The 13,583-nt window shown below is 57.2% G+C and carries 14 protein-coding genes and 3 pseudogenes; 10 read left to right on the forward strand and 7 right to left on the reverse strand.

The annotated features are described in order from the left end of the window. Positions 1-816 precede the first annotated feature (816 nt). From CXY80_RS01215 to CXY80_RS01230, 4 genes and pseudogenes are all read right to left on the reverse strand, one after another. A complete protein-coding gene (locus CXY80_RS01215; protein WP_304466166.1) occupies positions 817-1,872 on the reverse strand; it encodes an NAD(P)-dependent alcohol dehydrogenase in 1,056 nt (351 codons plus the stop codon). 128 nt (positions 1,873-2,000) lie between these two features. Continuing rightward, a pseudogene (locus tag CXY80_RS01220) lies at positions 2,001-2,246 on the reverse strand (helix-turn-helix domain-containing protein); the annotation flags it as partial. Between the two features lie 682 nt (positions 2,247-2,928). Next, positions 2,929-3,519 (reverse strand): annotated as a pseudogene (gene ribA / locus CXY80_RS01225) (GTP cyclohydrolase II); the annotation flags it as partial. 10 nt (positions 3,520-3,529) lie between these two features. Continuing rightward, positions 3,530-4,759 carry an NAD(P)/FAD-dependent oxidoreductase gene (locus tag CXY80_RS01230; protein WP_104131286.1) on the reverse strand — a complete coding sequence of 410 codons (1,230 nt, stop codon included), beginning with the start codon at positions 4,757-4,759 and terminating at the stop codon, positions 3,530-3,532. A 101-nt stretch (positions 4,760-4,860) separates the two neighbouring features. Between CXY80_RS01230 and CXY80_RS01235 the strand changes: the two genes are divergently transcribed. The 8 genes from CXY80_RS01235 to CXY80_RS01260 all read left to right on the forward strand — a co-directional run bounded on the left by CXY80_RS01235 (position 4,861) and on the right by CXY80_RS01260 (position 9,899). After that, positions 4,861-5,529 (forward strand): metalloregulator ArsR/SmtB family transcription factor, encoded by a 669-nt coding sequence (locus tag CXY80_RS01235; RefSeq protein WP_104131287.1) that lies wholly within the window; start codon positions 4,861-4,863, stop codon positions 5,527-5,529. Positions 5,530-5,577: 48 nt separating this feature from the next. After that, on the forward strand, positions 5,578-5,841 hold the full coding sequence (locus tag CXY80_RS18995) for a hypothetical protein (RefSeq protein WP_146070616.1): 264 nt from the start codon (positions 5,578-5,580) through the stop codon (positions 5,839-5,841). A gap of 66 nt (positions 5,842-5,907) precedes the next feature. Continuing rightward, positions 5,908-6,357 (forward strand): Dps family protein, encoded by a 450-nt coding sequence (locus tag CXY80_RS01240; protein WP_104131288.1) that lies wholly within the window; start codon positions 5,908-5,910, stop codon positions 6,355-6,357. 492 nt (positions 6,358-6,849) lie between these two features. After that, positions 6,850-7,527, forward strand: coding sequence for a GAF and ANTAR domain-containing protein (locus CXY80_RS01245; RefSeq protein WP_146070617.1), 678 nt, complete (start codon positions 6,850-6,852; stop codon positions 7,525-7,527). Between the two features lie 26 nt (positions 7,528-7,553). Then, positions 7,554-8,309, forward strand: coding sequence for a GAF and ANTAR domain-containing protein (locus CXY80_RS01250; RefSeq protein WP_104131290.1), 756 nt, complete (start codon positions 7,554-7,556; stop codon positions 8,307-8,309). Between the two features lie 128 nt (positions 8,310-8,437). Beyond that, a complete protein-coding gene (locus CXY80_RS01255; RefSeq protein WP_104081006.1) occupies positions 8,438-8,764 on the forward strand; it encodes a hypothetical protein in 327 nt (108 codons plus the stop codon). Further along, entirely contained in the window at positions 8,761-8,931 is a 171-nt protein-coding gene (locus CXY80_RS19315) for a hypothetical protein (protein WP_158251512.1), read from the forward strand. Before CXY80_RS01255 ends, CXY80_RS19315 begins: the two co-directional genes overlap by 4 nt. A gap of 512 nt (positions 8,932-9,443) precedes the next feature. Beyond that, positions 9,444-9,899, forward strand: coding sequence for an SRPBCC family protein (locus tag CXY80_RS01260; protein WP_104131291.1), 456 nt, complete (start codon positions 9,444-9,446; stop codon positions 9,897-9,899). A gap of 85 nt (positions 9,900-9,984) precedes the next feature. Here the strand turns inward: CXY80_RS01260 and CXY80_RS19000 are convergent, their stop codons facing one another. Then, the gene (locus tag CXY80_RS19000) at positions 9,985-10,251 is read right to left on the reverse strand and encodes a hypothetical protein (protein WP_146070618.1); all 267 of its coding nucleotides are present in this window, start codon (positions 10,249-10,251) and stop codon (positions 9,985-9,987) included. Between the two features lie 200 nt (positions 10,252-10,451). On the opposite strand from CXY80_RS19000, the gene CXY80_RS01265 reads away from it, so the two are divergent. Next, complete coding sequence (locus tag CXY80_RS01265) at positions 10,452-11,594, forward strand: glutathione-independent formaldehyde dehydrogenase (protein WP_104131292.1); 1,143 nt, start codon at positions 10,452-10,454, stop codon at positions 11,592-11,594. A gap of 108 nt (positions 11,595-11,702) precedes the next feature. Here CXY80_RS01265 and CXY80_RS20600 read toward each other — a convergent pair. Further along, a pseudogene (locus tag CXY80_RS20600) lies at positions 11,703-11,840 on the reverse strand (hypothetical protein); the annotation flags it as partial. 90 nt (positions 11,841-11,930) lie between these two features. Between CXY80_RS20600 and CXY80_RS01270 the strand changes: the two are divergent. Next, positions 11,931-12,341 carry an ester cyclase gene (locus CXY80_RS01270; protein ID WP_104131293.1) on the forward strand — a complete coding sequence of 137 codons (411 nt, stop codon included), beginning with the start codon at positions 11,931-11,933 and terminating at the stop codon, positions 12,339-12,341. A 676-nt stretch (positions 12,342-13,017) separates the two neighbouring features. On the opposite strand, the gene CXY80_RS01275 is transcribed toward CXY80_RS01270, so the two are convergent. Next, positions 13,018-13,305 (reverse strand): HU family DNA-binding protein, encoded by a 288-nt coding sequence (locus CXY80_RS01275; RefSeq protein WP_104131294.1) that lies wholly within the window; start codon positions 13,303-13,305, stop codon positions 13,018-13,020. Positions 13,306-13,583: the final 278 nt, after the last annotated feature.

The following is a 13,583-nucleotide window of genomic DNA, read 5'->3' on the forward strand; positions in this document are numbered from 1 at the left end:
ATCATCCATATTGATCACCCTCCATAGTGGCTGGTGGCCCTGTTTTCAGTCGGCGATACTGGCCCTATTTTCAGTCGGCGTTAACAGGCGATCGATGACGATAAGCCACCACTTCTACTCTCTACCTGAGGAGCCCACTGTCTTGTATCCCTACAGATACAAGACGTCTCACCGCCGGGACCTGCGTCTCTTCAAAATCGCTGGAATCTGGCGACTCGCCGATTCTCATAACCACGTCGCATAACCACATGCTTGAACTGTGGTGTTCACCGTTAGTTATGAGACACCCCCGGAGCAGAAATGACGAAACTGATCGGTTACGCGCGCGTCCACACGATAACTGTCCACCGACCGACACCGGATCGATATCCTCGCCGCTAGCGTCCGGCGCGACGACCTATACGGAGACAACGGTGTCTCCGGTGTCTCCGGTGTCTCCGGTGTCTCCGGTGTCTCCGGTGTCCGAGCATCACTGCCCCAGTTCAACCCAGAGCATGCTCGCCTTCCGAACACCGGCCAAGCCACCACGCATAAGGTCGCAGCGCTACTGTGAAACCGCCCCCAGCATTCGCCTTGGTCGCCGGTGTCTGCTTTCAAACACACGTGAAGTCTTTTTCACTCAATCACGGCCGGCTGCCTGTCCATCCGTACAAGCTGATGTAACAACATTTGCAAACTTGGTGCGGGCTGGAAGAAACGGGCCGGTTCGGATCGTCGGTAAAGAAGTGGACTGGTGCAGCAGGAATCCGCTGCACCAGCCGGTCATCAGCCGGTGTCGCTTGCCGCGAATGGTCAGGACAGGCACCACACGTAGATCTAGAAAATGACGACCGGCTTGAGCGTCACGCCGCTCTCGCTATCAGCAAAGGCCGCGTTAATATCAGCGAAGTCATACTTCTTGACAAGCTTGTCAAACGGGAACACGCCAGCTTCGTAAAGCGAGATCAGCTGAGGGATGAAGGTTTGCGGCACGGAGTCGCCCTCGATCACCATGCTGATCTTGAGCCCGCTGAGCAGCAGACTGCCGATGTCGATCGGTGCCTCGGTGCCAGGCGCTGCCGCACCGACGAGGGCACCGTGTCCAAGGACACCGAGGCATTTAGTCATCTGGGCGAAAACGAATTTGTTGCCAGTCGTATCGAGGGCGTAGTTCACCCCGCCACTGGTGATTTCACGAATCCGCGCGACGGCGTCCTCGTCCTTGCTGTTAATGGTGTGGGTGGCACCAAGCGTCTTTGCGAACTCGAGCCGGCTTTCGACGATGTCGACGGCGATGATCGTCGTGGCGTTAGCAACGACAGCAGCGAGAAGGCCGGACATCCCCACCGCTCCGGACCCAAAGATGGCGATGCTACTGCCAGCTTCTGGCCGGAGAACGTTGAGCACAGCGCCCGCCCCGGTCTGAATACCGCAACCAAGCGGCCCCATAAGCTCCAACGGCGCATCCTTGGAAATCTTCACAACGCTGCGCTCGGCGACGTTACTGACCGAAGCAAACGACGACTGACCAAAGAAATGCGAGGAGACGGGTGTGCCATCGTCAGCAGTGAACGCGGTCGAACCATCGGGACGGGCACCACCGAAATCAAGGTCGTAGAGATGGATGCAGTACGAGGGATGCCCAGAGACACAGGAAGAACACACCCCACAACTGGAAAAGCTAAGAAGCACATGGTCGCCCACTTCGACACTCGTCACGCCCTCCCCAATAGCCTCGACGATCCCAGCACCTTCATGGCCGAGCACTGCGGGCAGAGGGGTGGGATACAGCTGATCACGCACGATGGCATCAGTGTGACAGACACCCGAAGCGACCATACGCACCTGAACCTCCGTGGCGCGAGGCGCATCGAGAATGAGCTCCTGAATCACAAGTGGCTCGCCCTTGGCGAGAGCGACAGCAGCGGTTACCTTCATTGAATGTATCCCTTCGGCCCGCGGCGCAATGTCGCGCTAGCCATTATCAGTCTGCTCTTTTTTCAGATCGGCCACAATTTGCTCTATCTGGAGAAAAGCTTCGCACCATCTGGTCTCAGCTCCCCCGATGGGGAGACATGGCGGTACAGGGTCTGCCGAGTGATGCCGAGCTCTTTGCAGAGGTCGCTTACTATCGTCTCGTTCTGACCCATCGCCGCCATAGCCAGGCGGATTTTGGCTGGCGTCATCTTGAACGGCCGCCCACCGGTACGTCCGCGTGCACGAGCCGCGGCGAGCCCGGCAACAGTGCGTTCAGAAATCAGCGCACGAGCCAAAACAACAGGAATTATTGATGCCGCGCAGATCCTAAAACCGAGGCCTTGACACACCCCATTTAGGTCACATAGATTTTTAGAGCTGCCCTAGACCCTGTCAGCGGATTCACTCATCATGTCTAGGGAGTGCCTTGTCTACATTTGTCATTCGATCATCCGGGCCCGTGCCGTGACCGCCGCCGACACGGAGCCGCGTTCCCCGGCGGGCAGTATCGGCGGTCATCTGCTTCTCGAACGAGTGGCCACGGGTGACGCTCTCGCCTTCGGCTCCTTGTATGACGCCTTCGTCGCCAACACGTATGCAATCTGCCTTTATAAGTGTGCAAACCTGTTGTCGGCCGACAAAGCCATGGCAAAAACATGGATCTTCATTTGGACCCACGCCACCGCACTCAACGAGCAGGCGGGTTCAACGAAATTCATCGTGCTATCCACTGCCTGGACCGTCACCTCGCACCGCGGCACAGACCTCCTCAGGCGCGGCCATCGGAGCGTTCGAACCGAGCGGCGTCGATGTGCGTGGTGGTCTTGGCGTCGATGAGTTCTTGGTAGAGCGTTTCGGTCACCATTCGGATTCGATCGGTGACTGGGTCAGTGTCCGTGTGAAATTGTTTGGGACTTATTGACCACCCGGGTGGTGAGTAGACGATGTCCGGCGGGGTTTCGCACATCAGGATCAGAGGGCGTGTTGCAGGAGGTGTCCCATGCGGTCATGTTTGGTGCGTAGATATGCGGAGTTGGCCGGATGTGCACCCGCGGTAAGTGGTACGCGCTCGAGGACGGTGATCCCGTGCCGGGTGAGCTGGTCGACCTTGTCGGGGTTGTTGGTGAGGAGGCGCACGGCGTGAAGTCGGAGGTCGTAGAGGATAGCAGCCGCGGCAGAGTAGTCACGGCTGTCTGCGGGGAGGCCGAGCGCGAGGTTCGCATCGAGCGTGTCTAAGCCGGCTTCTTGCAGTCGGTAGGCCTTGAGTTTGTTGACGAGTCCGATGCCGCGGCCCTCGTGGCCACGCATGTAGATCACGACACCGCCATACTTATTGATTGTGTCGAGGGCGGAGTCGAGTTGGGGGCCGCATTCACATTTCTGAGATTCGAAGACCTCACCTGTCAGACATTCGGAGTGCACACGAACGAGGCAGCCATCGGTTGGTGCGCCGGACACGACGGCGAGATGTTCGCTGCCGGTGACGAGGTCGCGGTAGGCGCGGAACTGGAAAGTGCCGTGCTTGGTCGGGACGGTCGTTTCGACTTCAAACGTGACACCAGACNGGCCATGATTACAGCGATTCCAGGGGTACATCGGCATCCGTGAGCCTGGCGCGATCGACTTGGTTGCCGCGCCGGATGATGCCTTGCACGGCTTCGTTGACATCCCAGACATTCACGTTCATGCCAGCAACAACTTTTTCACCCGCGACCCAGAAGGCGATGAATTCGCGGCCAGCCCGGTCGCCTCGATACACCACGTCAGCTCCCCGGGTCAGGGGCCCGAATCCGGAGTACTCCATTCCGACGTCGAACTGGTCGGTGTAGAAGTAGGGGATGTCGTCGAAGGACACCTTCTGGCCGAGCATCGACCGGGCCGCGGCCTTCCCGCCATTCAAAGCATTGGCCCAGTGTTCGCTGCGCAGTCGCAACTTCGCCAGGGGATGGTAAGCATTGGCAACGTCACCCGCCGCGTAGATTGCTGGGTCGCTCGTTCGAAGCGACGCATCAACTGAGATGCCATTATCGATCGTGAGCCCCGCTGAATCGGCCAGCGCAACATTGGGCGTGGCACCAATGCCGACCAGGACGAGGTCCGCGGGAATGACCTCTCCGCTTTCGAGTCGTACAGCGCTAGCGCGCCCGTCCTGTCCGAGAACGCTTTCAACGGACACCGAGCGCCGCAGGATGACGCCGTTTTGTTCGTGGAGATCGGCGAACATCTGGCCGAGCTCGTCGCCGAGCGCGTTCGCCAGCGGGATTGGGTCGCGTTCGAGAATCGTCACGTCATTTCCTAGGGTGCGTGCCGTCGCAGCCACCTCCATGCCAATCCAGCCTGAGCCGATTAGGACGAGACGCAAACTTCCGCCTGCAAGTAGAGGACGCAAGATGTCGGAGTCTTCCAGGGTACGCAGGTAGTGCACTCCTTCGAGGTCTGCCCCAGGAATCGACAGGCGGCGAGGAGACGAGCCAGTGCTGAGTAGCAACTTTCCGTATGCGAAGGCCTCACCGGCGTCAGTATGAATGAGCTGGTGAGCAGCATCAACGCTGGCGACAGAAGTACTGAGGAACAACTCAACATTATGCTCCGCGTACCAATCCTTGGGATCAACGAATACAGAGTCTCGGTCGCTGGATCCGCTGAGGTAATCCTTCGAAAGGGGCGGTCGGATATAGGGCCGGTGCGCCTCGGCGCCGATCAGTTGGATCGGCCCGGTGAAGCCCTCTTCTCGCAGCGCCCTGGCAGCGGACGCACCAGCGAGCCCTGCTCCGACGATGACATAACTCTGAGAATCCGGCATGTTTCCTCTTTACTGGTCTGCTGGCGAGCTTCGTAGCCCAACTTTAGGAGCCTTTCGTTTCTTTTGTCAAGATACTTTGTTTTAGAGTTACGATTATCACTATGAACGAACAATCACGGCCGGACGACATCTCCGCTATCGCGTCGCTTAGCGACCCGCTACGCCGAACTTTGTTCGATCTCGTCTCTCAAAGTGCCACGCCGATGGGCCGTGATGAGGCGGCCGAGGCGCTCGGTATTCCGCGCGGGACGGTCGCGTTTCACTTGGAGAGACTTGCTCGATGCGGGCTGTTGGACACCGAATTCCAGCGCCGCACGGGCCGAACTGGTCCTGGCGCTGGACGGCCGGCCAAGCTGTACCGGCGTGCGATCAACGAAATCGTCGTGTCCGTTCCGGGCCGACACTACGCTCTGGCCGCAGAGCTGTTGGTCTCTGCCATTGAGCAATCCAATCTCACAGGCAAGCCCGCCCAGGAGTCGCTCACTCGGGTGTGTGTGGAACACGGTCGAACGTTGGGAATGAGTGCCGGCTCATTGAACGTGGTGCTGCAGTCAACCGGATATGAACCTCAGGACGATGGTGACGGCGGACTGCTTCTTCACAACTGCCCGTTCCACCAGCTTACAAAGAGTCACACCGAAACCATCTGCGCGGCCAACCTAGCCCTACTGGTTGGGGTCGCGGAAGGTGCGGATGAACGCGCACGCAAGGTCCAATTTGCGCCGAGAGACGGATACTGTTGCGTCCGTATCACCCGGAATACCGAGTAGGCGGAACGCATTGTTCTTCCCTCGGTCTGCACGGTCTCAATACGGTTCGTGAACGTCACCGCCGAAGGCATCGAGTGGTTTCATCGATACCGAGCTCCCGTTCGCGGCTTTTTTGTCCTTGAAGGTGAATTTTTTACTCAGGAGGGAACTCTCGACGAGATTGCCGTGATGAAGTTTCCCTCTTGTGAGTTCTCCTCTCGACGGGTCAGAGGTATTGCTTGGGCAGTACAGCTCGGCGCAGCCTTTGAGTTGATGGCCTTATCATCGAAAGGGGCCTTGAACAGCCTAAAACGTTCGTTGAAACCCGCATAACCGCGATAGTGGCAGGCGCGGTGGCATCACATTTTGAGCTCTATACGTGCCCCATGAAAGGACACCATGCACGCCTCCGAGGCACTCCGCACGAACTTGCAGTCCGTTCTCGTCGACCTTATTGCGCTGCACCTGCAAGGCAAGCAGGCGCATTGGAACACTGTTGGACCGAATTTTCGCGACCTCCACCTGCAACTCGACGAAATCGTCGATGACGTACGTGAATTCTCTGATCAATTGGCCGAACGCCTACGCGCCCTCAACGTGGAGCCCGACGGACGCATTGAAACCGTCGCCGCGACCGCACACCTGCCGGCCTTTCCCGCTGGCGAGGTCCTCACCACAGACGCGGTCAACCTCATCACGGAACGCCTGAACCTCACGGTGGAAAACATGAGGGTCGTGCACGATGAGGTCGATGACGAAGATCCCACCAGCGCCGATATTCTGCACCTTTTCATCGAGAAGCTGGAGCAGCACGCATGGATGGTCAGCGCCGAGAACCGACGACTGTAATCCGCGGGCGAAGCTAAGCCTCTGTAATGGTTATTGGCTGGTCTGGTTATCGGCTGGCAGGCTGGTCTTGATGCTTGCAGGAGTGTGACTCACTAAGCCTCTGACCGTTCTCCGGGATGTGTCTTGGGACCGACTTGTCCGCTTCCTGCATCGTGTCGGGGCCGGCCTGTGACCCTCGACGTGACTTGATTAGAAGCCCGCCCGAACCCCAAAAGGTTCGTGGCTCATGACAGAGGCTTAGCCGACGCGGCGGATCCGCGCGACGAACTGCGTGACGGTGTTCAGCCGGGCGACGGTGTCCTCGAAGATCACGGTGTCCTCGAAGATCACTGAGTCCGCACCCGACGTTTCTGACCTGTCTCTTGGGCCGTTTCTGCGCGTTAGAGTACCCTAATCGCATTGTCCCGCATAAGGCGTGTAATCTCTGAGGGAGGACGCAATGACTTGGTTTTCAAAACTCCTAGCCTCGCGCCTCGACGTCCGGACGACGTGATGCACGACAGCAAGAACGATTTCGTGGTTGCTGAACCCACGGATTTGTGCTTACCGTTTTTAGACGACCTTGGTGTCACCGGTGTGTCAATTGCCGTTTTCGGTCCGAGGGGCGGTCAATCCACTATCTGCTCGAGTGATGCGGTCGCGGCGTGTATCGATGAATTGCAGTTCGATCTTGGCGAAGGCCCGCAGTGGGCCACGCTCAAAACTGGTGTTCCGACGCTCGTGCCGGATGTTTCTACAGGCACCCATGATTCCTGGCCGATTTTTGCAGCTTCGATCGGTTCGCTCTACGTGGGCGCGCTCTTCTCGTTCCCGTTGCTTATGGGAGCAGTCACTGTCGGCACCGTCGGGTTATACCGGCGAACTGCAGGCGCCTTGAGCCCGCGGCACATGGAGATCGCAGTGACTCTGGCGTCGGCCTTGACGGATGTTGCCGTGCGCCACGCCATCGCGGGTGCCGAAAATGAGGGCGCTGGAGAGTCGATTGTGACCCCGGCGATGAGGCGCGAGGTTCATCAGGCAACAGGGATGATCCTTGTTCAACTGGATACCACTGGTACGGTCGCTTATTCGCGCCTGCAGGCCCACGCTTTTGCCAACGGTCGAACCGTTCAAGACGTCGCCCGCGACGTCGTCAGTAGGCACTTGAATTTCAGATCTCTCCCCGAATAATTTCACTTTTGAGAAAGGAGCAAGCCATGGCTGACTTCACGCGTGAGGCGAAGCTGAATAGAGCGTTCGTTAAACTAGCCGACACCCTCACGGACGATTTTGACGTCGTTGACCTTCTCCAAAACCTCGTGGAACAATGTTCGGAAATTCTCGACACCCAAGCCGCGGGTCTCATGCTCCTCGATAGTTCGGGCGAGCTACAGCTAGTGGCATCCACCAGTGAAGAAACGACTGTCATAGAGGTGATGCAACTGAACGCGGGCGCCGGACCGTGTGTCGAATGCTTTACGACCGGAAAACCGGTGACCGTTGGCGATATCGAACGTTCCGGGGATCGGTGGCCTGCCTTCCGTCTTGAAGCGATGCGACAGGGTTTCAAATCCGTGCATGCGACGCCAATGCGTCTTCGAGGCCGAGTGCTGGGGGCCTTGAACATGTTTAGCATCCACGTGGGTGACCTGGTCGCCGCCGATGTCGCTGTTGCGCAGGCCTTGGCCGACGTCGCCACCATCGGACTCCTGCAGGAACGAGGAAGCAGAGAGAAAACTCTCGTCGCAGCGCAGTTACAACGAGCCCTTAACTCCCGCATTCTGATCGAGCAAGCCAAGGGTGTTGTATCGGAAAGCGCTGAGCTGACGATGGACGAAGCATTCGCAGCTTTGCGAAAATATGCGCGCGACCACAACCTCACACTCACCACCGCGGCCACCGCAGTTATCGACCGTAGCATCGATTTGGGAAGCCACGTCGGGGCGAAAGGCGAAGCCGGCTCACACGTCTGAACCCGGCACGGCGAAATGGCCGTTCCTTGATGATGACGACCATTGACTCACAGGCATCTCCGACGTAGGGTCAAATTGTTGCTCTAGCCCTCGGCAGCGGTTTATCCGTAGCGATCCGAGGAGCATAAATGCTTGATAATCAGCTTTATCCACGCACCGATGACGGATCCAAGAACACGACTCCTGTCGATTCCAACGAAGACGCCGCGAACTATTGCTGGAGTCACTGCATGTCAATCACCCAGGTTTCGGCCTATGGCTGGCTCGTGCGTCGCGAGCCTCGTGTCGGCAATTTTGATGGACTCCTCGGCTGCGTAGAACAACGAAACGAGAGTTTCGAAGTGATGGAAATCGGCGGCGGTTTTCGCTGGACCACCTTCACAGCGCTTCGTGATGTGGTCACGCATCTGGCATCAAGGGCAGAGTCCGGATCCACCGGGCTGGTGAGCGCATGACCGCGATCACTCCTGTGCTTGATCCGATGAATGGTTCCGATCACCCGCGGGCGTTGCCACTTTCTGCCACGCGCGGCAGTGAACGAAAGTTCTTAGACGACTTCACTGAAGTCATCGCCATTTGGGTCGCGGAGATCACCGTGCACGATTCGAGACGATCCACATAAACGTTTGTTTAGCCCCAACGAATCCTACGCATGGGTCATTATGTTCACGGCAATCGCGGTCGCGGTCGTGGCCGCCGCCGTGGGCGACGATAGCCAGGGTTTTGGTGCAGAGCACGCCCGGTAGTACGTCGGCTACTTCATCTGGCCTTGTCCCCGATTAGTGGACAGGAGTTGTGCGGCGAGTTGAACTTCACGGTCACTAATGAATGTTGCAGTTCGAAGTTAATAGAACTGGACCTGACCGATCGGGGAAGTGTCAGCGTCGAGACGGACAGTCTTTATGAGCACCAGGCTTCGGTGAAGACGGTGACCTAGCTTCGGTGTAGGAGCCTTCCCTGTCGCTGCTCGTTCCTCGGCATCGACCGGATGGCCACTGTTGCGGTTCCGCGCGCAGGTACCTTCTCGTTCCTGCAAGTTTTTCCTTACCCGGGTTGACCTTGGATAAGCCTTCGGTACGGTGAATGGGGTTGCAGAAACTATTTCATCCGTTGAATTCGCATTAGGAGGTCATCATGCCCAACGCCATCGAGACTGTCGATGTCAACGTTCCCGTTACCGTCGCGTACAACCAGTGGACAAAATTCGAGGAGTTTCCAAAGTTTCTCAGTTTTGTTGAATCCATCACGCAAGTAACCGACACTCTCACCGAGTGGACGGTTAAAATCGGCGGAGTGGAGCGCACGTTTGAGGCTCGGATAGCTGAGCAGCACCCTGACGAGCGTGTTGCCTGGAACAGCACTGGCGGCCAAGTCGACCACGCGGGAGTTGTCACATTCCATAAGTTGGCCGCGAACGAGACGCGTGTGACGGTTCAGCTTGATTGGGAGGCCAAAGGGCTGCTTGAGAAAGCTGGAGCCGCTCTCAGCCTGGACGACCACGCCATCAAGAAAGACCTCACGAACTTTAAGGAGTTCATCGAGGCGAAGGGATTCGGCGATGTCGGATGGCGCGGAGATGTGCAGGCCTGACGCTGCTGGAAGACCGGCTCACGACTCGTGATGGCCCGGACATCTCACAGCAAAGTTCGCCACGGCGCCGGCCGGGTGCGTGACATCACAACACGTGGTAACCGGTTTGGAAAATACTGACTCTCTCGGTCGCGAAATTATCTCCAAGTCCGTCGGCCATCGCGAGAACATGTTCTGTGAAAGCAAACCGTATGGCCCCGCCGATCGGCACATTTGTCAGAATTTTGGTGCGGGTGCAGTGGTCCTTGAGGCCGGGGAATGTCCTCTGAGTTTTTGCTTTTTTGTGATGAGGATTTTCGGCCCAGTCAATTTCTCTTGATCCGGCCTGCACACTGCTGGTCGCTTCGTACAAGACGGGTACTGGCCTGTGATGTCCGGTGTGGGCGTCGCGATAATTGCGGTGGTGAGGTGGTGTACACGGAACAGTGGTAGACACGAGACATGCACAACTAGCGGGCAGCTTGAGGTTGCCCGGGCATTAAAATTTGTATACCTCCGAAAGTGAAAACGGACCGTTCATGTTTACGGTCATGAAAACCAGGGAGAGAAAAAATGAAGGCAGTCGTTTATAAGGGCCCCAACGAGGTCAACGTTGAAGACGTTCCAGATGCCACGATTGAACGTCCCACTGACGTTCTCGTACGCATCACAGCCACGAATATTTGCGGTTCAGATTTGCACATGTACGAGGGACGCACCAATTTCGAAACTGGACGCACGTTTGGCCACGAAAATATGGGCGAGGTCATCGAGATCGGTAACGGCGTCGACAAGGTAAAAGTCGGCGAACGCGTCGTGCTGCCGTTCAATATTTCTTGCGGGTTTTGCAAGAATTGCGAACGAGGTTTCACTAACTATTGCATGATCACTCAGTCAGATCCGGTCGGCGCGGGCGCCGCCTACGGCTTCGCTGGTATGGGTCCGTATCCTGGCGGGCAGGCGCAAATGTTGCGTGTGCCCTACGGCGATAACAACTGCTTGCGTTTGGGCGAAGACGCCGTAGAAAAGCAGAACGATTACGTGATGCTTTCGGATATCTTCCCTACGGGCTATCACGCTACTGAGATGGCTGGCGTCATGCCCGGTGACACAGTGGTGATTTACGGTGCGGGTCCGGTCGGGCTGATGGCAGCCCTGTCTGCGATGATAAAAGGCGCGAGTAAAGTCTGGGTTGTGGATCGACGCCCAGACCGGCTGGCCCTCGCCGAGCAGATCGGTGCAATCGCCGTTGATGACTCAAAGACGGACCCGGTTCAATTCGTTTTGGACGAAACCCAGGGGATCGGCGCGGACCGGGGTTGTGAATGCGTGGGCTATCAGGCCCACGACCCACAAGGCACCGAAGATCCCGCCATGACTCTCAACCGGCTGATTCAGTCCGTTCGTATCACCGGGGGAATTGGTGTTGTTGGCGTTTTCCTGCCCGCAGATCCCGGCGGCATCGACGAGAACGCCAAGCAGGGCAAGATTGCCATTGACTACGGCCTGCAATGGCTCAAAGGCCAAAACATTGGCAGCGGCCAATGCCCAGTAAAGAAATACAATCGACAATTACGCGAGCTAATTGCCGTGGGCAAGGCCAAGCCATCATGGATCGTTTCCCACGAGATTCCTCTCAGCGACGCCGCGGATGCCTATAAGAACTTCGGCGACCGCACCGACGGGTGGACGAAGGTGATACTGAAGCCCGAATAGGCCAACATGGAGCGTCCCATTTGACCCGACCCCAATGGTTCAAGTTTTGGCGCACGCGGCAGGGAGAACCAGACCGCACAGTTCCCCTGCCGCTACCTTTTTAGTGGGTCATTTACCCAGTTCATTAACGAGTATCGCCACGGTGAGTGCTCGGCGTCGGAATTTGTGCCCTGTGCCCTGTGCCCTGTGCCGCGTCACGTAGTTAACCACCCTAGACATGTGTTCGATAGCGGACGCGGTCAGATCGGCCTTTTTATTCCAATAATTGTAGACATATGATCACCCGTGGCCCACACAAACCCATCCGCGATAAATGCTTAGGAAGAGAGTAAACACATGAGTCAAGAAATGAATATCGCAGCCCAGCAGAAGTTTGGTGACGCCGTGAACAGCGGAAAACTCGACCTTCTCGACAACCTCGTGGCAAAAGACGCAGTCGATAACGACCCTGCCCCTGGACAAGGCCCTGGTCCTGAGGGTTACAAAGCGTTCTTTGGCGAGATGATTGCCGCTTTTCCAGACCTGCACATCGCAGTTGAGCGTCTCGTCGCCAACGATACCGACGTCGCATTCGCTTATACCCTCACCGGCACCCACCAAGGCCCTCTCATGGGCCACGCCGCTAGCGGTAAAAGGATGTCTGTTCGTGGCATGCAAATTAGCCGGTTTGAGAACGGGAAACTTGTCGAGCGGTGGGGTAGCAGCGACCAACAGGGCATGCGCGAACAACTCGGCTTGGCACCATAACCTGCGACAACTGGCGTTTCCAAGCAAAAGGAGTAGGGCCGAAGACGCACATGTGAGTATGACGTACGCCGTGAAACGGCCATGAGCGCGCACGTGGCATGCAGGCAGGGCTCTAGCTGGTGCGCCTGGTAGCGTGGCCGATCCGTCAGCGCTTGCGTGTAGATAGGGTCGCTTGTGAATTCGTTGCCGCTACCAACGTCGTGCGTTTCGGTTCTCGCGCGTTTGTTGGCGTCAAGAACACGAGTGGGCGACGTGACCTCCGGGTACGCGATTCGTGTTGCGTGATGGATACAGAGGACGGCCCGACGTTGGCACGACAGTCTCGCATCAGGCTCATCCGTAACGACAAGTCAAGATAATCGCTCCCTGCTGAAACAGCACGGGCTGCATGATGCCAGTATCATATCCATAGCGGGAGATCATTTTGGGATTGATGCTGAAAATAACTGTCAACGCTGACCTTAGGCGTCACGAGAAAACTTTCGTTAGCGCCGCTTTTCACAACGATACTTATGGTGAGTCGACGTATCCGTTCTGCACAGGAATCAGATGCGGCGCGTCCTCTCATAAATATTCTGAGCGTTAGAGCGCGTCATGGTCAAACCCAACACCGTTCAGTGAGACATGTAGAGCGTCGATCACGTCGACGCTTACTGGCAGTGCTTCGAGCAGAAACTTATTTGGCGGCTGCTTTGAGCTTGCTTCCGGCAGTGAGCTTGACGCGGTAACCCGCAGCGATGGTGATCTCTTCACCCGTCTGCGGATTACGACCGGTGCGCGCCGCAGTTGCCGTGCGCTCGACCGCGAGCCATCCCGGGATAGTGACCTTGCTATCGTTCTTTACGGCCTCAGCGACGGTTGCAAAGAAAGCATTCAGAATGCCATCGACTGCGACTTGGCTCTGTCCTGAATCGGCTGCAACCTTCGCAACGAGCTCAGTCTTGTTCAGCGAATTATCAGTCATTGAGTGTCCTCCTTGGACCTTTGCCTGTAAAACCAGGTATTCACATAAAGCGGGCGACGCCTCCAGAAAGAACGTCCGGTCACCGGTGGGACCCCCAACCGAATCTAACAGAGTATGGGTTTCGTGTTTATATGGCAGGACTTTTTCCGAACAAAATGTGTCGTCGATTGAGAAGTCCCACTAGTACCGGTGAGTATTTGAGTGTTTAGGGGCCACTGAGTATTGCCTGCGGGGGCCACCGGTATTGCCTTCGAGTGCCGGGCTGTCGCGTGGTCGGG

Source organism: Cryobacterium sp. M91, assembly GCF_002929615.1.
Lineage (GTDB): Bacteria > Actinomycetota > Actinomycetes > Actinomycetales > Microbacteriaceae > Cryobacterium > Cryobacterium levicorallinum.